At 63.1% G+C, this 17,954-nt stretch carries 20 protein-coding genes; 8 read left to right on the top strand and 12 right to left on the bottom strand.

All coding sequences use genetic code 11. The features are described from left to right. Positions 1-40: 40 nt before the first annotated feature. Positions 41-2,404 (top strand): outer membrane protein assembly factor BamA, encoded by a 2,364-nt coding sequence (gene bamA / locus JQ628_RS00965; protein ID WP_349628004.1) that lies wholly within the window; start codon positions 41-43, stop codon positions 2,402-2,404. Here the strand turns inward: bamA and JQ628_RS00960 are convergent. Beyond that, the gene (locus JQ628_RS00960) at positions 2,385-2,963 is read right to left on the bottom strand and encodes a DUF6456 domain-containing protein (RefSeq protein ID WP_212217803.1); all 579 of its coding nucleotides are present in this window, start codon (positions 2,961-2,963) and stop codon (positions 2,385-2,387) included. The genes bamA and JQ628_RS00960 overlap by 20 nt on opposite strands. Further along, on the bottom strand, positions 2,899-3,567 hold the full coding sequence (locus tag JQ628_RS00955; RefSeq protein WP_349628003.1) for a GcrA family cell cycle regulator: 669 nt from the start codon (positions 3,565-3,567) through the stop codon (positions 2,899-2,901). The genes JQ628_RS00960 and JQ628_RS00955 overlap by 65 nt, the downstream gene beginning before the upstream one ends. Before the next feature lie 130 nt (positions 3,568-3,697). Here JQ628_RS00955 and JQ628_RS00950 point away from each other — a divergent pair, with 130 nt between their 5' ends. The 4 genes from JQ628_RS00950 to JQ628_RS00935 all read left to right on the top strand — a co-directional run bounded on the left by JQ628_RS00950 (position 3,698) and on the right by JQ628_RS00935 (position 5,624). Further along, complete coding sequence (locus JQ628_RS00950; protein ID WP_212217800.1) at positions 3,698-4,321, top strand: LexA family transcriptional regulator; 624 nt, start codon at positions 3,698-3,700, stop codon at positions 4,319-4,321. A gap of 129 nt (positions 4,322-4,450) precedes the next feature. Then, on the top strand, positions 4,451-4,726 hold the full coding sequence (locus JQ628_RS00945) for a hypothetical protein (RefSeq protein ID WP_212219242.1): 276 nt from the start codon (positions 4,451-4,453) through the stop codon (positions 4,724-4,726). Positions 4,727-4,931: 205 nt separating this feature from the next. Continuing rightward, a complete protein-coding gene (locus JQ628_RS00940; RefSeq protein WP_212217797.1) occupies positions 4,932-5,255 on the top strand; it encodes a DMT family transporter in 324 nt (107 codons plus the stop codon). Positions 5,256-5,402: 147 nt separating this feature from the next. Then, positions 5,403-5,624 (top strand): hypothetical protein, encoded by a 222-nt coding sequence (locus JQ628_RS00935; protein ID WP_212217794.1) that lies wholly within the window; start codon positions 5,403-5,405, stop codon positions 5,622-5,624. A gap of 54 nt (positions 5,625-5,678) precedes the next feature. On the opposite strand, the gene JQ628_RS00930 is transcribed toward JQ628_RS00935, so the two are convergent. The 3 genes from JQ628_RS00930 to JQ628_RS00920 form a co-directional block, all read right to left on the bottom strand. Further along, entirely contained in the window at positions 5,679-7,070 is a 1,392-nt protein-coding gene (locus JQ628_RS00930; RefSeq protein WP_212217791.1) for a carbohydrate porin, read from the bottom strand. A 27-nt stretch (positions 7,071-7,097) separates the two neighbouring features. Continuing rightward, positions 7,098-8,147, bottom strand: a complete 1,050-nt coding sequence (locus JQ628_RS00925) for a transporter (protein ID WP_212217788.1) — start codon at positions 8,145-8,147, stop codon at positions 7,098-7,100. 103 nt (positions 8,148-8,250) lie between these two features. Beyond that, positions 8,251-9,024, bottom strand: coding sequence for an acetoacetate decarboxylase (locus tag JQ628_RS00920; protein WP_212217785.1), 774 nt, complete (start codon positions 9,022-9,024; stop codon positions 8,251-8,253). Positions 9,025-9,230: 206 nt separating this feature from the next. Between JQ628_RS00920 and JQ628_RS00915 the strand changes: the two genes are divergently transcribed. The 3 genes from JQ628_RS00915 (at position 9,231) to JQ628_RS00905 (ending at position 11,914) form a co-directional block, all read left to right on the top strand. Continuing rightward, positions 9,231-10,391, top strand: coding sequence for a patatin-like phospholipase family protein (locus JQ628_RS00915; RefSeq protein WP_212217782.1), 1,161 nt, complete (start codon positions 9,231-9,233; stop codon positions 10,389-10,391). A gap of 166 nt (positions 10,392-10,557) precedes the next feature. Then, complete coding sequence (locus tag JQ628_RS00910) at positions 10,558-11,112, top strand: carboxymuconolactone decarboxylase family protein (RefSeq protein ID WP_212217778.1); 555 nt, start codon at positions 10,558-10,560, stop codon at positions 11,110-11,112. Between the two features lies 1 nt (position 11,113). Then, the gene (locus JQ628_RS00905; RefSeq protein ID WP_212217775.1) at positions 11,114-11,914 is read left to right on the top strand and encodes an SDR family NAD(P)-dependent oxidoreductase; all 801 of its coding nucleotides are present in this window, start codon (positions 11,114-11,116) and stop codon (positions 11,912-11,914) included. A 159-nt stretch (positions 11,915-12,073) separates the two neighbouring features. Here JQ628_RS00905 and JQ628_RS00900 read toward each other — a convergent pair whose 3' ends face one another. The 7 genes from JQ628_RS00900 to JQ628_RS00870 are packed head-to-tail and all read right to left on the bottom strand — an operon-like array spanning position 12,074 to position 17,952. Then, entirely contained in the window at positions 12,074-12,685 is a 612-nt protein-coding gene (locus JQ628_RS00900) for a pyridoxamine 5'-phosphate oxidase family protein (RefSeq protein WP_212217772.1), read from the bottom strand. Between the two features lie 27 nt (positions 12,686-12,712). Continuing rightward, complete coding sequence (gene phnN, locus JQ628_RS00895) at positions 12,713-13,306, bottom strand: phosphonate metabolism protein/1,5-bisphosphokinase (PRPP-forming) PhnN (protein ID WP_212217769.1); 594 nt, start codon at positions 13,304-13,306, stop codon at positions 12,713-12,715. Next, positions 13,303-14,460, bottom strand: coding sequence for an alpha-D-ribose 1-methylphosphonate 5-triphosphate diphosphatase (locus tag JQ628_RS00890; protein WP_212217766.1), 1,158 nt, complete (start codon positions 14,458-14,460; stop codon positions 13,303-13,305). The genes phnN and JQ628_RS00890 overlap by 4 nt, the downstream gene beginning before the upstream one ends. Positions 14,461-14,473: 13 nt before the next feature. Next, positions 14,474-15,172: a phosphonate C-P lyase system protein PhnL gene (gene phnL / locus JQ628_RS00885; protein ID WP_212217763.1), complete on the bottom strand. Its 699-nt coding sequence runs from the start codon at positions 15,170-15,172 to the stop codon at positions 14,474-14,476. Between the two features lie 8 nt (positions 15,173-15,180). Beyond that, on the bottom strand, positions 15,181-15,972 hold the full coding sequence (phnK, locus tag JQ628_RS00880; protein WP_212217760.1) for a phosphonate C-P lyase system protein PhnK: 792 nt from the start codon (positions 15,970-15,972) through the stop codon (positions 15,181-15,183). Further along, positions 15,965-16,849, bottom strand: coding sequence for an alpha-D-ribose 1-methylphosphonate 5-phosphate C-P-lyase PhnJ (locus tag JQ628_RS00875; protein ID WP_212217757.1), 885 nt, complete (start codon positions 16,847-16,849; stop codon positions 15,965-15,967). Before JQ628_RS00875 ends, phnK begins: the two co-directional genes overlap by 8 nt. Next, positions 16,846-17,952, bottom strand: coding sequence for a carbon-phosphorus lyase complex subunit PhnI (locus JQ628_RS00870; RefSeq protein ID WP_212217754.1), 1,107 nt, complete (start codon positions 17,950-17,952; stop codon positions 16,846-16,848). The genes JQ628_RS00875 and JQ628_RS00870 overlap by 4 nt, the downstream gene beginning before the upstream one ends. Between the last annotated feature and the right edge of the window lie 2 nt (positions 17,953-17,954).

Here is a 17,954-nt window from a genome sequence, read left to right as displayed (position 1 = left end):
AATTCGATTGCAGCCGGTCAGGTGGGAGTCCGGCACGGACGTGAAGAGTAAATACAGCGTACCAATCCAGCGGCCGCGGCGCCTGCGCGCGGCCGGCGGCTTGCTGACGATCGCGTTCGTAGTCGGGATCGCCCCGGCAGCATTGGCCGAGCCTGGTTCGTCCCCGCGCGAGACGATTGTCGTCGAGGGCAACCTCCGGGTCGATGCTGAAACCGTGCGCTCCCATTTCAAGGCCGGCGCCGACGGGCGGTTCGACGAGGCCGCACGCGACGCGGCGCTGAAGTCGCTGATCGCAACAAAACTGTTCGACAAGGTTTCGATCGACCGTACCGCCGGAGGGCTGGTCGTCCACCTCACCGAAGCACCGGTGCTGGATCGCGTCGCGTTCGAAGGCAACAAGAAGGTCAAGGACGCCGACCTTGCGGCTGCCGTCGAATCCAAGCCGCGTGGTTCGCTACAGCGATCTACCGTCCAGTCCGACGTCAACCGCATCGTCGAGGCCTACCGCCACGTCGGGCGCGACGAGGTCAAAGTCGTTCCGGAAGTCATTGACCGCGGCAACGGCCGCGCCGACCTTGTCTATGTCATTACCGAAGGCGCCAAGACGGCGGTCCGCAAGATCAGTTTCACCGGAAATCAGGCGATCGGTGCGCGGCAGCTCAACGCCGTGATCAAGACCTCCGAGAAGTCGCTGCTGAGCATGCTGACCGGCGGCGACGTCTACGATCCGGACCGCATCGCACAGGATCGGGAGCGGCTGCGGCTGTATTATCGCAGCAAGGGCTATGCCGACGCCAGCGTGCGCTCGGCCGACGCGGAGTTCGACCCCGCCACCAAGGGATTTGCGGTGACCTTCGCGATCGATGAGGGCCCGCTCTACCGCTTCGGCAATGTAGGCGTCATCTGCAATATTCCTGGTCTCGATTCCGAAAAGCTCTCGCGAGTCGTGCTCGCGCGTGGCGGCGCCACCTTCGATGGCAACGCACTCGACAAGACCACCGAAACCCTCGCGATCGAGATGGCAAAGCTCGGCTATCCCTTCGCGAACGCAACGCCCCGGGCGACTCGAAACGAGGCCGCGCGAACCGTCGATATTTCCTTCGTCATCGATCAGGGCCCGCGCACCTATATCGAGCGCATCGATATTCACGGCAACAGCCGGACCCGCGACTATGTGATCCGGCGCGAATTTGATATCGCCGAGGGAGACCCCTACAACAAGACGCTGATCGACCGTGCCGAGCGTCGTCTCAAGAACCTGAACTACTTCAAGACCGTCAAGATATCGAACCGGCCGGGCTCCTCGGCGGATCGCATCATCGTCGATGTCGAGGCCGTCGACCAGCCGACCGGCGAGTTCTTCATCTCGGGCGGCTATTCGACCTCGGACGGCGCGCTGGTCGAGCTCAAGCTCGGCGAACGCAATTTCTACGGCGCCGGGCAGAACCTACAGTCCACCTTCACCCTCGGCCAGTACGCGCGCGGGGCGAATCTTGCGGCTTCGGAGCCCTATTTCCTCGGCACCAAGGTATCTGCCGGAGTCGAGCTGTTCGGCCGGCAAATGGACCCGACCTACTATCAATCCTATGGAAGCACGACTTACGGTGGGAGGCTGCTGTTCGGCACGCCGCTGACCGAAGATCTCGGCGTGCAGTGGCGGTATTCCATCTACAACCAGAACATCACGCTTTCGCCGAACGCCGGCGGCCTTGTGCCGTCGCTGGCGGTCCAGGAAGCCGCAGCCGGCGGGCCCGCCTGGGTCTCCGCCGCCGGCAGCACGGCCACCTACAGCACGCTGGACAACCTCAAGAGTCCGACCAGCGGCGTCCGCTCGCAGCTCAGCCAGGATTTTGCCGGGCTCGGCGGCGACGTGAAATTCCTGCGCACCACCGAAGACGTGCGCTACTACCATTCGCTCAACAGCGATCTCGTCGGCATGGTGCGCGCCCAGGGCGGCTACATCACCGGCTGGGGCGGCCAGCAGGCGCCGCTGCTGAACAGCTTCTTCGGCGGGCCGACGATGGTGCGGGGATTTGCGACCAACGGCTTTGGCCCGCGCGATCTGACGCCGGGCACCACCATGGATAATGTCGGCGGCAGCATGTATTGGGCGACGACGGCCGAGCTTCAGAGCTCGATCCCCGGCGTGCCCGACGAGTACGGCCTGAGGGCGACCGCCTTCATCGACGCCGGCAGCGTCTTCCGCTACAAGGGCCCGACGGCATTTCCGGGCTCCACCCAATCGATGCAGGTCGCCAACTCGAACGTCATGCGCTCTTCGGTCGGCGCAGGCCTGACCTGGGCCTCGCCGTTCGGCGCGCTGACGGTCGATTATGCAGTGCCGTTGACGAAGGCGGCCTACGACATCGTGCAGCCGCTTCGCTTCAGCGCCGGGCCGTTCTGACGTGGCCGGCCGGGGCCGCCGTTGACAGCCCGTAGATCAGCGCCAGCCGGTCAAGGCATTCGCGCAAACGGCGGGCAAAATAGTCCTTCCAGCGCTGACCGCGCAGTCCGCGCCGCTCGCCGACCTGCTCCATGCTCATGCCGTGGACCAGGACGTCGTGCACCAGCGCCGATCCGTCCGCACCGAGCTCGCGCTCGCAGTGATTGAGCCGGAGCACCGCCTTGCGCTGGCCTTCCGTGATCGGCTCACGGGCCTGCCCGCCGTCGACATATTCTCGGGTCGGATCGACGGCCCGAGGTCCGCGCTCGGCACGCTCCCAATCGTTCTGAAAGGCCCGGCCGGCCTGATACTGCGCCTCGTCGAGGTGCCGATGCGAGTGCAGCCGCGCTAACGGGTCGTTGCGGACCGATCGCAGCGCGACGATCTTGTCGCCGGGCTCCAGCCCGAGGGGATCGTCGACTTCGATCGCCGCCACCTCCGCGTTGCGCGGCAGGTCATGCGATTGCCGGTTGTGCACCTTCGCAGGATTGTACGGCTTCTTGCGCCTCGTTCGTGCCATGAGGATGGGTCTCCGTTGCTCGTTGGAAAATCTCATTCCGCTCCACCAGCTTCAGCGGTGCGGTGCTGACGGTCCGTTGCAGTGCAATAACGGGGGCGCGCGTCAGGTGAAAATGCGGGCCGCAATAGCTCGAGCCCTTGCGGCGAGGGTGCCCGCAAAACGTGATCGCCTCGCCTTCTTCATCCCCGCCATAGGGGTAGCGGCAGTCGTTCCGCTCGAGCTCGATCAGCGCGAGGCGGCGGGGGGAAACTTCGACACAACGAAGCTTTGCCGGCTCGGCCTTCGCGCGCGGCAGCTTCGGCGGCCGGAATTCCGACAAGATCACACCGGCCGGCCTTGTGTCGGACATCCTGGACTCGGAGGATCCGCTTCGAGAAATCCGTTCGCGAAGCATCCGCTCCAGCATCGCCTTCTCCGCCCGCTTTTCGTCAGAATCCCCAAATCCCATTCGTTTTGCGCGGCCCAGTACGGCGTTCCGTGTATAGAAAGCCGCGAATCTGGCGTTGAGGGCCCTCGCGATCTCCGAATAGGACATGCCCCTGGCATGAAATTCCCGTAACGCCTGCGAATGTTCGACCGGCCAGCCTGTCTGTTCCACTTCCACGTTTCTTGTCCTTGCTTCCATCCGGGCACCCGCACGGGATACTTCTGATATTCCGAAGCAAAAGTCAAGCTTGATTTACGATAATCAGAACTGCTATGCTCCTTCCGAGATTCGGAAAGGGGAGGCAGTCATGCTGGAAGTCAAACTGATCGAGAAAGCGTTGAAGAAGCCCGGCAAGACCAAGGGGGGTCTCGCGCATGCGATGGGCGTTCGCCCTGGCGCGGTTTCGGAGATTCTGTCGGGAATTCGCCTGATCAAGGCGTCGGAAATCGGCCCGATCTCCGAATATCTCGGGCTCAATTCGGTCCCGATCATGGGCCGCATCGGCGCCGGCGCCTCGATCGAGCCGGATTATGAGCAGGTACCGCCGGAGGGCCTTGGCGAGGTGGAACTGCCCTTCCCGATCGCCGAGGAAACCATCGCGTTCGAGGTCTCCGGCGATTCCATGTTGCCGAAATACGAGAACGGCGACGTGATCGTGGTCTATCGCGAGCAGCGCCACCCGCTCTCGAGCTTTTACGGGGAAGAGGCCGCTGTGCGGCTGAAGACCGGCGAGCGCTATTTGAAGACGGTCGAGCGCGGAAAATCGCCGACGCTGGTCAATCTAGCGAGCTTCAACGCCAAGCCGATCAACGGGGTGAAGCTGGAATGGATCGGAGAGATCTGCGTGACGCTGCCGCGGGGCCAGATCCAGCGGATGCGGGCCAAGGCCAGCCGGGCACGCAAGGGGAAGGCCGGTCGGTCGGAGAAATAGCCCGAGGATAGGTGATTCGCCCCGGGGTCGCCGGGGCGGTCGCTCTCGATTTCCTCTTTTCCGAAAATAGCTTGACAAAATTCTGTTTTTCGGAAATAATAGTGCATGCCGTCCTGCTACCGGAGCACCATGCAATATTTCGTCGTCATGATCGATTACGGCCGGCGCGGCCGGGAGGCCGTAGTCGATCCCGAAATCACCAGGCGGGAGGTCGTCTCGCGCATCGCGACCGGTGAATACCGCAATATCAGCTTCATCCACGAAATAGCCGGCTCCGCCGTCGAGGACGTCACAGCGGATATTCTCGCCGAGGCGGCGCTGCCCGAGATCGAAGCGGATGAAGCCGATCTTCAGGCGAGGCATTTCGACCACATTCGCGACCTGCGCAAGCACGAGCCGACGTGAGCTTCCGGGGCGCTTCGCCGTCCCTTAACCAATCCCACACGGTTTCTCGCCGGCTGTCACATCCCTGTCGCACGAACCACGCAAGGGAGAGACACTGATCGTCCTCTCAGGCCAGAGGCACCATGGCTGCCTGTTGCTCCCATATCGAGTCTATCGTCGATAGTTGCGCACCGAATGTGAAGCTATCGCCTGCATCGGAGCAACCGTGAGCGCGTGGCTTGCATTGCTGGCAGCCGGCCTGCTCGAGATCGGCTGGGCGCTCGGCCTGAAATATTCCGATGGCCTCACGCGATTCTGGCCGACGGCCGGGACCGTGCTTGCCATCATCCTCAGTTTTGCGCTGATGGCGGTCGCGTTGAGATCGCTGCCATTCGGCACGGCCTATGCCATCTGGACCGGGATCGGCGCTGCCGGAAGTATCGTCGTTGGAATAATCCTGTTCAGCGAGTCGGCCGATCCGGTACGTATCCTTTGCCTGACGCTGATTGTCGCCGGCATGGTCGGATTGAAGCTGAATTCGCCCGTCTAATTCGATCAATTCCAGCTACACTTTGATGTGACGATCTCACCTCGTAATGTGACTCCGAATCGAATTCCCGACTCGTTTCAGTCGCACAGTATTCACGACCGCTTTGTAAGAGGCGAGCGCCAAAGGAACTTTGCGATTCGAGGCGACATGAATACGGAACTGGACCACGAACTCACGCCCGATCAGTGGGAGACACTGAAGGCTTTGCGTACTCCGGCATCGATGCCGCGCAGGCCGAGCCGCCATGTTCTCGAAAGTCTCGTTGCGCTCGAACTCGTCGCAATGTGCGAAGACATCGCCCTCATCACGACAAAGGGACGAAAGGTTCTGGTCAGGGGTTCATCGCGATTGCTCGATGTGGCGGCGTGAAAGCGTTGCGCATCACGAGGCGCGCGCGTCATCCCAACCAACGCGATGGCGCGTTCAATATCTAAGCGTCGATGTCAGCCCGAATACCGCGGCATCGCCGATCCGCGAAATGCCGGTCGGATCGCTCGGATTGGGAATGCCGCCGGACGGGCGAAACACATACTGAAAGTATGGCGCGAGCAGCCAGCCCGGCTTGACATGCGCCTCATAGATGAACTCGATCAAGGTCTCATTGCTGCGCACCGGACTCGGAACGCCGTCAAAGAAGCGGGTGTCGAGATCAAGGCCACGTGCCGCGCCGGAAATGCGCATGAAGGCGGCGGCTACGCCAAATCGATCGACAGGCCGTCCGGGAACGAGGCCACTCACGCCGATGCCGCCGTCGATGTAAAGGTCGATCAGGTTTCGATCCGGCGGGCTGTAGGCGATCCGCAGGAAGGACGATACCCCTGGTACCGATGCCGAAACGCCCTTCTCGGTCACTGACGCCGGCCGATAGAGCGTTTGCTCAAAGACCGCGAAAATTCCCCAGTTGCCGCGAAGTTTTGCCGGGATGCCTGTACCGCTGGGGTCGGCGATCGAGAGGCCTCCCATGGTGAAGCGCTGGTCGTCGAACTCCCCGTAATGGCGCCAGCCACCCGGCGTGAAATTGCCGGGCAACGCACGGCCGCCGATGTCGATGTTGTAGTCCCAGCGGACCTGCCCGATCACCCATCGCGGATCGTTGATGCGGTACGCCAGACCGTGATTGTCGCGGAGCTGCGGATCGCCCTCGCCGGGTGCAGCCGCAGTGCCGTTGAACACCGCACCGAAGACCGTGAAATCGTCCGTAAGCTGAGCCTTGACTCGGAGACCGGGCACGGCGATTGGCGGCGCCGGCCCGCCCGCCGGCAAATTGTTGGCCTTGCCGGCCGGCCAGCCGAACGTGCCGTTGACGAACAAATCGTCGGTCTGGCTGTCGAAGAACTCGACGTCGGCGGCTTGCTGGCCGGCGCGGATGTTCAGCCTGCCGTTGAAAAAGCTTTGCTCGAAATACGCGTTGTACATCCGCGTGTCGGGCAGCGCCTCGATCTCGCTGATGGTCGCGAGGTTGTGCACATAGTTGCGCGACAGCCCGCGGCCATAGAGGTGAAACATGTTGGCGTAGATCCGCCCGCCGGTCCAGCCAACCAGCTTTTCGAGATCAGCATCGACGGAGAAATCAAAGCGTCCGAAATGAATCGCGCCCCGCGATGATCCGCCCGTGACGTTGGTGATGTTGTCGCCAATATAGGTCGCGCCGAAAGTCAGGCCCTTCGCGACCAGCGAGGCATAGGCGTCATTGAGCCATTTCGGCGCCAGCCACTCGGCTGCACTTTCATCCTTGGCGCCGGCATGCGCCGGTAGCGTTGCCAGGGCGCCAGCAAGATACGCAGCTAGACCGACCACCCTGGGCAACAAGGACATCGTGCGGTTTCCGCCTCACGCCCGGGCTCAGAATTTCCTGATGAGACCGATGCGCTTCATGATCAGGAAGGCCGCAGCCGACGACAAAATCAGAAGCAACATCGCCCACAGGAAACCGGTCTCATTGTCGGTCAGCGGCAGGCCCTTGGTGTTCATGCCGAAAATGCCGGTGACGAGCGTCGGCGGCAGCAGCATCGCAGTCAGCACTGACAGGACCCGCAGGCTGTTGTTGCCCTGCTCCTCGATCTTCAGATGAAGCTCTTCCTGCAACAGGCGGCTGCGCTCGCGCATTTCGACCACGGTGTGATCGAGGCCATCGAGGCGCTGCGCCAGTTTTCCGGCGCGGAGCTGGAGTGCCGGCTTCAGCTCCTTGAGATTGCTCTGCTCCAGGCGGAGGAAGACGATCCGCAGGCCGGAGAGCTGGCGATGCAGCCGGACGCAGGTCCGGCGCAGGCGGCCGAGCCGCTGGCGCAGGTCCGAAGCATCGTCGGACAGCACCTGCTCCTCGATCTCGTCGAGCGATTGCGCGATCCGCTCGGCAACGCGGTCCATGGTATCGGCGACGTTCTCGATGATGGTCTCGAACAGCCCCGCGGCGTTTCCGATCCGGCGTCCCGCCTCCAGTGCGCGGCGCGTGGCATCCACTGCACACAGCGCGTGATGCCGTCCGCTGACCAGCAGGCCCTCGGTCATGACGAAATGCAGATAGCCGGTCTCTTCGGTGGCTTCCCCGATATCGCGCTTGAGATCGGAGATCACGCCGTACACGGCATCGTCGTGGGCATGAAGCTGCTGATAGTTGTCGCTGGAGACCAGCAGCGTGCGCGCCGCGTTCGGCATTTCCAGCACGGGGGATTCCAGCCATTGCAGCGCCCTTGCATCGGCAAGGTTGAAATGCAGCCAGAGCAGCCCGTTGTGCGGCAGCTCGATGGGCTGGTCGATCGCCAGCGGTTCGGGACTGCCGTCTGAAGGAATGCGGAAGGCCCAGACCAGCCCGGGGATCGAGGTCTGCAAATTCGCAGGGCGCCCTGCTTCCGGATCGAGCAGGACGCGAGCAACCGGTGTTTCAGCCTGCATGGGACACACCCTGCACTATCGAAATCAAATATCGCCAGCCTGTCTCACCGGCTCCAAACCGCCCTATTCAATGACGCCGATGTTACAGATATGTGTCAGGCCGCTATTCAGCGGCCTCGGCGAGGTCATCGGTCTCTTTGTTGTAGTCATAGACCACGCGGCCATAGGGCAGCGTCAGATCGGCCAGGAAATGATGTGCGCCGACCACGCGCCGCACCGGAAAATCGGCCACCGGCGCATTGACGTGTGGAATGAGATGAAGCCGTCCGGGTCCGATCCACGATCCCTTCACGACGATATCGGCCAGATTGATCGCGACCAGTTGGCAGACCTCGGCACGGCCATCGACGCCCGGGATAAGCTTCAGGTTGATCTGCGTTTTCGAGAGCGTGGCGCGGGTCAATTCGCCGTTGCCGGCCATCGCCTCGTGCTTGTAGCCCATGGTGCCCATGGCGACGAGCTGGCTGGCATATTCCAGCGTGCCGGTCAGGGTGTCCTTCACCACTTCAAGTTTCGGGTGAGCGTACTTCTTGGGAAAGCCCCAGATCTCGCGGCCGGCAGCGATCGGCGGATCGTCGTCGAGATACATCTGCGAAACGAAGTTGACCTCTTCGCCATTGAAGCGGGCCGGGATCACGAGGCCAGACTCGGTGTAGCTGCCGAAGCCGGAGCTGTCGGGCATCTTGATCCATTCATAATGCACGATCGGCTGGTCGACCGGCTCGAGCGGTTCGGGCAGGCCCGCACGGATCAGATCCGGATCGGTCTCATAGGTGATGACGAGGAATTCGCGATTGATGAAGCGATACGGTCCTGCCGGATAGCTCGGGCCGGCCATCGGCATTGACGGAAGTTTCAGCACATCGGCCTTGCGCATCGGATACCCCCTGTTGTCCGTAGCCCAGCATTGAGCGCTTGCCGCAATTGCTAGTGTCCGTCTTTGACAGAGGTATGAAGCGACTGACCACCGCGAGCCGATAATTTCCGCACCCGCGCAGGCGAGCGAAGAGCCGGATGTGTCACACCAGCGTCATCGCATTTTTGAATTCTGCGCCCGATCAAGATCAAGAAGAGAGCATCACGATGGACGCGCGCACGCCGGGTTCGGAAACAGCAGCTTCGACGGCCTGGCGGCCGGACCGTTGTCATCGCGTGGCGCTGGTGCTGCAGGGCGGCGGTGCGCTGGGCGCCTATCAGGCCGGCGTGTATCAGGCCTTGCATGAAGCCGGCATGGAGCCGGACTGGGTCTGCGGCGTATCGATCGGCGCCATCAATTCCGCCATCATCGCCGGCAACCCGCCCGAGCAGCGCCTCGAAAAGCTGCGCATCTTCTGGGACCGGATCACCGCCCGAAAGATCTGGCACTATACGCCCGATGGCGACGTCTACCGCAAGGCGCGCAACCTCACGAGCTCGTTCCTAACGTCGACACTGGGCCAGCCCGGCTTCTTCAAGCCGCACGACGTCAATCCCTGGTTCAGCCCGGCCGGTGCGAAGACCGCCACCAGCTATTACGACACCACGCCGCTACGCGAGACCTTGCTGGAACTGGTCGACTTCGATCTCATCAACGCTCGAAAAATGCATTTCGCAGTCGGCGCGGTCAACGTGCTCACCGGCAACTTCCTGTACTTCGACAACAAGAAGGAAGTGATCGCGCCCGAGCACGTGATGGCGAGCGGCGCGTTGCCGCCCGCGCTGCCGATGGTGAGGATCGGTACCGATCATTTCTGGGATGGCGGCATTGTCTCCAACACGCCGCTTCAGCATCTGCTCGATCAGGACGACCGGCTGAACTCGCTGGTGTTCCAGGTCGACCTCTTCAGCGCCCGCGGCGCGCTGCCGCGCGACATTCAGGAAGTGATGGCCCGCCACAAGGACATCATGTACTCCTCGCGCGCGCGCCATAACACCGACATCTACAAGCGCATGAACAATCTGAAGACCGAATACTACAAGGCGCTGTTGAAGGTCCCGGAAGAGCAATTGAGCGACCGCGAACGTGAGATGCGCGAGAAGCTGGCCCATCTGCCCGAAATCACGATCCTGCATTTGATTTATCAGCAGAAGGCCTACGAAGGCGACTCCAAGGATCACGAGTTCTCGGCAACCTCCATGCGCGAGCACTGGCAGAGCGGCCTTGAAGATACGCGCCGGACGCTGATGCGCCGCGACTGGCTGGAAATTCCGGCGCACGGCATGGGCATCGTGGTCCACGACGTACACCGCGAGAGGGACTACTAGCCACCCTTCCCCCAAAGCGCATTCGCTGCCCTCGACGCAGGGCCGGTCTGCACGTATCGGCCTGCTGGCGCCTTTACCGCGCCGGCCGGATATGTCTCAACTCCCACGTGAAGAACAGGCTCCGGGCCATGCAGGCTCAGCAGAGAGCCGAACGGGGAGAAACAAGATGGCCCGCCTGCCCTATCTCGAGGCCGACCAGGTCGCGCCCGAATACCGGGACATGCTCAAGCGCAATACCAATCTGCACAAGCTGCTGGTCAATTCGCCCGACATGGCGCGCGCCTTCAGCGGCCTCGGCGGCTACATCCGCCACAAGAGCAAGCTCGATCCCCGCCTGCGCGAACTCGCCATCCTCCAGGTCGGATGGCTCGAGAAATCGGAATATGAATTCACCCATCACGTGAAGATCGGCAAGGAGTTCGGCGTCACTGACGAAGATATCGAAGGGTTGATGGCGGAGACCGAGGGCAAGCCGTCCAGGCTGGAACCGCTGGCAAAAGCGATCCTGAAGGGCGCCCGCGAAATGGTCCGCCATCTCGCCATGTCTGACGCCACCTTCGCCGAAATCAAGAAGGACTTGTCCGACGAGCACATGACCGACCTCGTGCTCACGATCGCCTTCTACTGCGCTGTCGTCCGCGTGCTGGCCACCATGCAGATCGACAACGAGCCCTATTACAAAGAGGTACTCCAGCAGTATCCGATTCCGGGAGTGAACTGACATGCGTCTGAAGGATCGCATCGCCATCGTCGTCGGCGCCGGACAAAGTCCCGGCGAAGGGATCGGCAACGGTCGGGCCACCGCACTGACCTTTGCCCGCGAGGGCGCGAAAGTGCTGTGTGTCGATCACCACGCGGATTCGGCGCAGGAGACCGTCGATCTGATCGCGGCGAAGGGCGGCATCGCGGCGGCCTGCAAGGCAGACGTCACCAGCGACGCCGATATCAAGGCCATGGTGGCGGATGCGCATGGACGGTGGGGCCGTATCGATGTCCTGCACAACAATGTCGGCGTCAGCCTCTCCGGCGGCGACGCCGAGCTGCTCGCCATCACCGAGGAAGCTTTCGACCGCGTCGTGGCGATCAACCTCAAGAGCTGCATCCTGGCGGCCAAGCACGTGATCCCGATCATGCGCGAGCAGCGCAGCGGCGCCATCATCAACATCTCTTCGATGGCGGCGATCACGACCTATCCGTATGTCGCCTACAAGGCGACCAAATCGGCGATGATCGCCTTCACCGAACAGCTCGCCTATCAGAATGCCGAATACGGCATCCGCGCCAACGTCATCCTGCCCGGTCTCATGAACACGCCGATGGCAGTCGACACCCGCGCCCGCGAGTTCAAGAAGAGCCGCGCCGAGGTCGAGGCGGAACGCGACAGCAAGGTGCCGCTGCGCCGGAAGATGGGCACCGGTTGGGACGTCGCCAACGCCGCGCTGTTTCTTGCATCCGACGAGGCCGGCTTCATCACCGGCGTAACGCTGCCGGTCGATGGTGGTGCGAGCGTAAGGCGCGGTTAGAAGGGCCGGACTCAAAATATCGAAAACAACCCCATGCACAGTAGAACCGGGCCTGCGCCGGCCCGGTACACTGATGCCACGTAACGTATTGTGCTTAAAGGTGAATTGGCGCTCTTGGCACGACGCGAACCTATCTCGCGGCGCGCACGGTACGGCGCATCACCACATCGTCTGGCGCGCGCGTTCGGGCCATTCCCGGTCGTATTTTTCGCCGCCGACCGTATTGTCGCTCATGCCGGCAAGGATCTCGCCAGGCGTTGGCAGCGTCTTAGGATCGACGCGCTTGTCGGGATTCCAGAGGTCGGAGCGAACGATGGCGCGGGCACACTGGAAATAGATTTCCTCCACCGCCATGACGATGACGGTGCGCGGCGCCTTGCCTTCCATCTTGAATGAAGCCAGCAGGTCCGGGTCGACGGACAAGTGCGCGCGACCGTTGATGCGCAGCGTTGTGCCGGAGCCCGGAATGAGAAACAGCAGCGCGACGCGGGGATCGCGCACGATGTTGCGCAGGGAATCGACGCGGTTGTTGCCACGACGATCCGGCATCATCAGCGTCCTGTCATCGTGAATGCGAACGAAGCCCGGCAAATCGCCACGCGGCGAACAATCGAGGCCTTCCGGCCCGCTGGTCGCCAATGCCGCGAACGGCGATTTCTCGATCAGGACCCGGTATGGCGGCGTGACCCTGTCAGCCACTTTCACGGTGGAAGCGTCATTCGGGAAACCATAGATCGCCTCAAGCTGTTCGATGGTTGCGACTACGGTCATTCAAATTCTCCGAGCATCCGGGATCGCTTATTCATCCCATCGAGCGCCCTTGATAGCCCGGACGAGCTGGCGCGCATGGAATTCCGCGCTTGAGACATTGACGATGGTAACGTCCGGCGGTGCGCCGTCATCCACCTTGCGGGAAAGCCGCTGATCGATGCTGCCGTCGCTGCTGCGCGAGCGCATCGCGAGTCGCGCGGCGAGAACGTCCGCGGGAGCAGTGATCGACACCACGACAACGTCGAGATAGGTGCGGCGCGCTTCATCGATCACGGTGCGCGACACATTGACGACGACCGTACGTCCGGCGCGGATGTCCTCGTCGATCGCACGGGGCAGGCCATAGCGATGGCCATGCGCCTCCCAGTTCATCGCGAACGTTCCCTGCGCGAGCGCCTGCTGGAAGGCCTCCGGACTCATCTGCTCGTTGTCTTCGGCGCTTGACGCTTCCCGCGTCACCACGCGCCGCGGAAAGACAATGTTGCCGTCGTCAACGCAGGCGGCCCGTGCCAGCCCGAGCAACGTATCCTTGCCGGCACCGCTCGGGCCCACCACGAGGACAAGTCTGCCAGGTCCGATCCTGCCGCTCTCAACTTCCGGTATCGTCAATGTTTCGGTCATGCCACCCGCTGCCCCTCGCGCCACACGCTGCGTACTACCGGAAGATCGCGGGCCACGTGCACGCGGATCAGGTCCGCCCGCTTGCCGATGGCGATCTCGCCGCGGTCGGCAAGGCCGACCGCCTCGGCCGGTGTCTTGGTGACGGTGCGGACCGCTGCTGCCAAATCGATCGCAGGAACCTCGCGCGGCAATTGCAGCGCCGCCATCAGCAGGCTCGACGGAATGTAGTCGGAGGACAAGATGTCGAGCAGCCCCTCGCGGGCCAGCGTGACGGCGGCGATGTTGCCGGAATGCGATCCACCCCGCACCACGTTCGGCGCACCCATCAGGATATCGATGCCGGCCCCGTGCAGGCCGCGCGCGGCCTCCATGGTGGTCGGAAACTCCGCTACCGCCACGCGGTCGCGGACGGCATCAACGACGTTCTCGTCGGTCGTGTCGTCATGGCTCGCGAGCGGAATGTTGTATTCGTGCGCCAGCGCGACGATCGCTCGCATATTGTCGGCCGCGTACGTCTTCTGATAGGCGAAGCGCCGCTCGAACAGCTCGTCGAGCTGGGCATCGGTCATGCCGCCGCCCTTGCCGCGGTAATAATCGCGCAGCTTGACTTCGTCGCGGAACTGCCGCTGCCCCGGCGTATGGTCCATCAGCGACATCAGCCGCACGTCGGGCCGCCCGATCAGCTCCTTCGCCTCCTCGACCACACTCGGCATCGGGATTTCACAGCGCAGATGCAGGAAGTGATCGGCGCGCAGCAGGTCCTCCTCACGCGCCGCCGAAATCGCCGCCGCCAGTATGCCGGCGCGGCCGTCAACCTCTTCGGCGCCGTCCTCGCGCCAGACCCGCAGCGAATCCAGCACCGTGGTGATGCCCGCGGTCGCGAGCTGTCCGTCATAGGAGATCACGGACGCGATGGGATTCCAGAACACTTTTGGGCGCGGCACATAATGCGCTTCGAGGTGATCGGTATGCAGCTCGATTAGCCCCGGCATGATCAAGTCGCCGCCCGCATCCTCGCTGCCGGCGGGGGCCTTGCCTTCCCCGAATTCGGCGATACGGCCATCGGCCAGCGCAACCCAGCCCTGCTCGATCACGCGATCGGCCAGAACGATGCGGGCGTTACCGAGGATGGTTTCGGGTTTGGTCGAAGTCATTTGCAAGCTTCCTTCAAGCCGCGGCAGCGAACGACGTCACGTCAACGATGCGGTCGGCGATCAGATGGCGAATCTCGTCGTCGTGAACAATGGCGACCATCGCGACGCCCTGGCGTTTCTTCTCCTCGATCAATTGCACCACGACGGCGCGGTTAGCGGCGTCGAGCGAGGCGGTCGGCTCGTCCAGCAGCAGGATCGGCAGGTCGGAAATGAAACCATGCGCGATGTTGACGCGCTGCTGCTCGCCGCCCGAGAAGGTAGACGGCGGCAACGGCCACAGCCGTTCGGGAATGTTGAGGCGGCGCAGCAAGACACCCGCCTTTTCGCGCGCCTCGGCGCGCCCGATCCCGTTCGCGATCAAGGGCTCCGCGACCACGTCGATGGTCGCAACCCTCGGCACCGCGCGCAGGAACTGACTGACATAGCCGATGGTAGAGCGACGCACGCTCAACACCTGCCGTGGTTCGGCGGCAGCCAGGTCGATCACGGTGCCCTGATGACGGATGCCGATGCGGCCGGCATCGCAGCGATAATTGCCAAAGATCATCTTCAGGATCGACGACTTTCCGGCACCCGAAGGGCCTGACAGCACCACGCACTCGCCGGGATCGACATGGAACGAGACGCCGCGCACCACGGGCAGTTCGACCCCGCCCTGCAAGTGCATGGTAAAGGTCTTTTCGGCGTTGCTGATGTCGATCATCGCGGTCATCGGTGCACTCACGGCGGCAAAATCGAAGAGACGAGCAATTGGGTATAGGGCTCGCGGGGATCGTCGAGCACCTGATCGGTCAATCCGGTCTCGATCACTCGGCCCCCCTTCATCACCATCACGCGATGCGAGAGCAGGCGCGCGACTGCGAGATCATGGGTGACGACGATGGCGGCAAGCCCGAGCTCGCTGACGAGGCCACGCATGAGATCGAGCAGCCGCGCCTGCACCGACACGTCGAGCCCGCCGGTCGGCTCATCCATGAACACCAGGCGCGGATCGGTGACGAGGTTGCGCGCGATCTGTAGCCGCTGGCGCATGCCGCCGGAATAGGTTCTTGGCGCATCGTCGATGCGGCCTGTATCGATCTCGACCCGTTCCAGCCAGGAGGATGCGGTGTCGCGGATGCGGCCATAGTGATTCCAGCCGACGGCCATCAGCCGCTCGCCGACATTGGCGCCGGCAGAGACCGCCATCCGCAGCCCTTGCGCGGGATCCTGGTGCACGTAGCCCCAATCGGTGCGGAACAGGAAACGGCGCTCGGCTTCGCCAAGGCCGGCGAGGTCACGCAACACACCATCGCGCATCCGGTAGGATACCCGGCCTGCGCTCGGCTCCAGTTGCGCCGACAGCAATTGCAACAGCGTCGACTTACCCGATCCGGACTCGCCCACGATCGCCAGCACCTCGCCCGGATAGAGCGTGAACGACACGTCACGGCAGGCGGTCAGCCGGCCGTAGTTCTTGCCGAGACCTTCGGCGACCAGCAGCGGCTGATCGTTGTCGATGTGCTCAGCCATGCGCCGTCTCCTTGTGCGGAGCCGCGCTTTCGCTGCCGCGATGGCCGGCCGTCTGGCGGCCCTCGCAATAATCGGTGTCGGAGCACACGAACATCCGGCTGCCGCGGTCGTCGGTGACGATCTCGTCGAGATAGGAATCGTCGGCACCGCACAATGCGCAAGGCGCATCGAACCGGTAGCGCGTGAACGGATGGTCCTCGAAATCCAGCGACACCACATTGGTGTGCGGCGGGATGGCGTAGATGCGCTTCTCGCGGCCCGCGCCGAACAATTGCAGCGCCGGACAATTGTCCATCTTCGGATTGTCGAATTTCGGCGTCGGCGACGGATCCATTACATAGCGCGCGTTGACCTTCACCGGATAGGCATAGGAGGTCGCGATGTGGCCGAAGCGGGCGATGTCCTCGTACAGCTTGACGTGCATCAATCCGTATTCGGCAAGCGCATGCATGCGCCGCGTCTCGGTCTCGCGTGGCTCGAGAAAACGCAGCGGTTCCGGAATTGGTACCTGATAGACCAGCACCTGGCCGGCATGCAGCGGCGCCTCGGGAATCCGGTGCCGCGTCTGGATCACGGTCGCTTCCGCCGTCGAGGTCGTGGTGGCAACGCCGGCCGTCTTGCCGAAGAACTTTCGGATCGAGATCGCGTTGGTGGTGTCGTCAGACCCCTGATCGATCACCTTCAGTACGTCGTCGGGACCGAGGATCGCGGCCGTCACCTGCACGCCGCCGGTGCCCCAGCCATAGGGCATCGGCATTTCGCGGCTGGCGAACGGCACCTGATAGCCGGGGATCGCGATCGCCTTGAGGATCGCGCGGCGGATCATCCGCTTGGTCTGCTCGTCGAGATAGGCGAAATTATAAGCCGGCGCGTTCATTCAGCGGCCTCCTTCATCTCGGAGGGCGCCTCGGCAGCCTCGGCAAATTCCTTGCGCAGCTTGCGCAGCAGGCCAAGCTCGGACTGGAAGTCGACGTAGTGCGGCAGCTTGAGATGCTCGACAAAGCCGGTCGCCTGCACATTGTCCGAATGCGACATCACGAACTCTTCGTCCTGGGCCGGCGCCTTGACCTCCTCGCCAAGCTCGCGTGCGCGCAAGGTGCGATCGACCAGCGCCATCGACATGGTTTTTCGTTCGCTCTGCCCGAACGCGAGGCCATAACCACGCGTGAAGCATGGGGCCTCGGTCGCCGAACCCTTGAACTGGTTGACCATCTGGCACTCGGTCAGCTCAATCGAGCCGAGCGGCACCGCAAAGCCGGCGTCCTCCGCGAAGAACCCCACTTCCACTTCGCCAAAGCGGATTTCGCCGGCAAAGGGGTGGTTGCGGCCATAGCCGCGCTGCGAGGAGTATCCCAGCGCCAGCAGAAAGCCTTCATCGGCGCGCGCCAGATTTTGCAGGCGCAGGTCGCGGTCCGCGGGAAAGCTCAGCGGCTCGCGGGTGAGATCGCCGACGGGCGTATCGGCATCGCTTGCAGGCGACGGTTCGATCAAACCGTCCCGGCCCAGAATGTCGGTGACGCGCGGCGTTGCGGCGGACGACGCTTCGCCGGTCGCGGGCGTCTCGGGCAAAAACCCGTCAGCCAATTGCGGGTCCAGCAGGCGATGGGTGTAGTCGAAGGTGGGCCCCAGGATCTGCCCACCCGGAATATCCTTGAATGTCGAGGAAATCCGTCGCCGCACCTGCATGGCGCCGGTATCGACGGGCTCGGTGGCACCGAAGCGCGGCAGGGTGGCGCGAAATGCGCGCACCAGAAAGATCGCCTCGATCATGTCGCCGCGCGCCTGCTTGATCGCAAGCGCCGCGAGCTCCCGATCGTACAGCGAACCTTCCGTCATCACACGATCGACACCGAGCGTGAGCTGCTCCGAAATCTGCGGAAGCGAGAGTTCGGGAACGTCGCGATCGCCGCGCCGCTCATGCGCCAGCAGGCGATGGGCGTTCTCGATGGCGCGTTCGCCGCCCTTGACCGCAACATACATGC

It is taken from the genome of Bradyrhizobium lablabi, from assembly GCF_018129385.1.
In the GTDB taxonomy this organism is placed as follows: Bacteria; Pseudomonadota; Alphaproteobacteria; order Rhizobiales; family Xanthobacteraceae; genus Bradyrhizobium; species Bradyrhizobium lablabi_C.
The sequence above is the reverse complement of the archived record's forward strand: the minus strand, read 5'-3'. Positions and strand labels throughout refer to the sequence as shown.

Bases quoted from the DNA above. Each gene is read 5' to 3' on its own strand.
- JQ628_RS00960 (WP_212217803.1), bottom strand. From the start codon at position 2,963: ATGGCACGAACGAGGCGCAAGAAGCCGTACAATCCTGCGAAGGTGCAC.
- JQ628_RS00950 (WP_212217800.1), top strand. From the start codon at position 3,698: ATGCTGGAAGTCAAACTGATCGAGAAAGCGTTGAAGAAGCCCGGCAAG.
- JQ628_RS00945 (WP_212219242.1), top strand. From the start codon at position 4,451: ATGCAATATTTCGTCGTCATGATCGATTACGGCCGGCGCGGCCGGGAG.
- JQ628_RS00935 (WP_212217794.1), top strand. From the start codon at position 5,403: ATGAATACGGAACTGGACCACGAACTCACGCCCGATCAGTGGGAGACA.
- JQ628_RS00930 (WP_212217791.1), bottom strand. From the start codon at position 7,070: ATGTCCTTGTTGCCCAGGGTGGTCGGTCTAGCTGCGTATCTTGCTGGC.
- JQ628_RS00925 (WP_212217788.1), bottom strand. From the start codon at position 8,147: ATGCAGGCTGAAACACCGGTTGCTCGCGTCCTGCTCGATCCGGAAGCA.
- JQ628_RS00920 (WP_212217785.1), bottom strand. From the start codon at position 9,024: ATGCGCAAGGCCGATGTGCTGAAACTTCCGTCAATGCCGATGGCCGGC.
- JQ628_RS00915 (WP_212217782.1), top strand. From the start codon at position 9,231: ATGGACGCGCGCACGCCGGGTTCGGAAACAGCAGCTTCGACGGCCTGG.
- JQ628_RS00910 (WP_212217778.1), top strand. From the start codon at position 10,558: ATGGCCCGCCTGCCCTATCTCGAGGCCGACCAGGTCGCGCCCGAATAC.
- JQ628_RS00905 (WP_212217775.1), top strand. From the start codon at position 11,114: ATGCGTCTGAAGGATCGCATCGCCATCGTCGTCGGCGCCGGACAAAGT.
- JQ628_RS00900 (WP_212217772.1), bottom strand. From the start codon at position 12,685: ATGACCGTAGTCGCAACCATCGAACAGCTTGAGGCGATCTATGGTTTC.
- phnN (WP_212217769.1), bottom strand. From the start codon at position 13,306: ATGACCGAAACATTGACGATACCGGAAGTTGAGAGCGGCAGGATCGGA.
- JQ628_RS00890 (WP_212217766.1), bottom strand. From the start codon at position 14,460: ATGACTTCGACCAAACCCGAAACCATCCTCGGTAACGCCCGCATCGTT.
- phnL (WP_212217763.1), bottom strand. From the start codon at position 15,172: ATGACCGCGATGATCGACATCAGCAACGCCGAAAAGACCTTTACCATG.
- phnK (WP_212217760.1), bottom strand. From the start codon at position 15,972: ATGGCTGAGCACATCGACAACGATCAGCCGCTGCTGGTCGCCGAAGGT.
- JQ628_RS00875 (WP_212217757.1), bottom strand. From the start codon at position 16,849: ATGAACGCGCCGGCTTATAATTTCGCCTATCTCGACGAGCAGACCAAG.
- JQ628_RS00870 (WP_212217754.1), bottom strand. From the start codon at position 17,952: ATGTATGTTGCGGTCAAGGGCGGCGAACGCGCCATCGAGAACGCCCAT.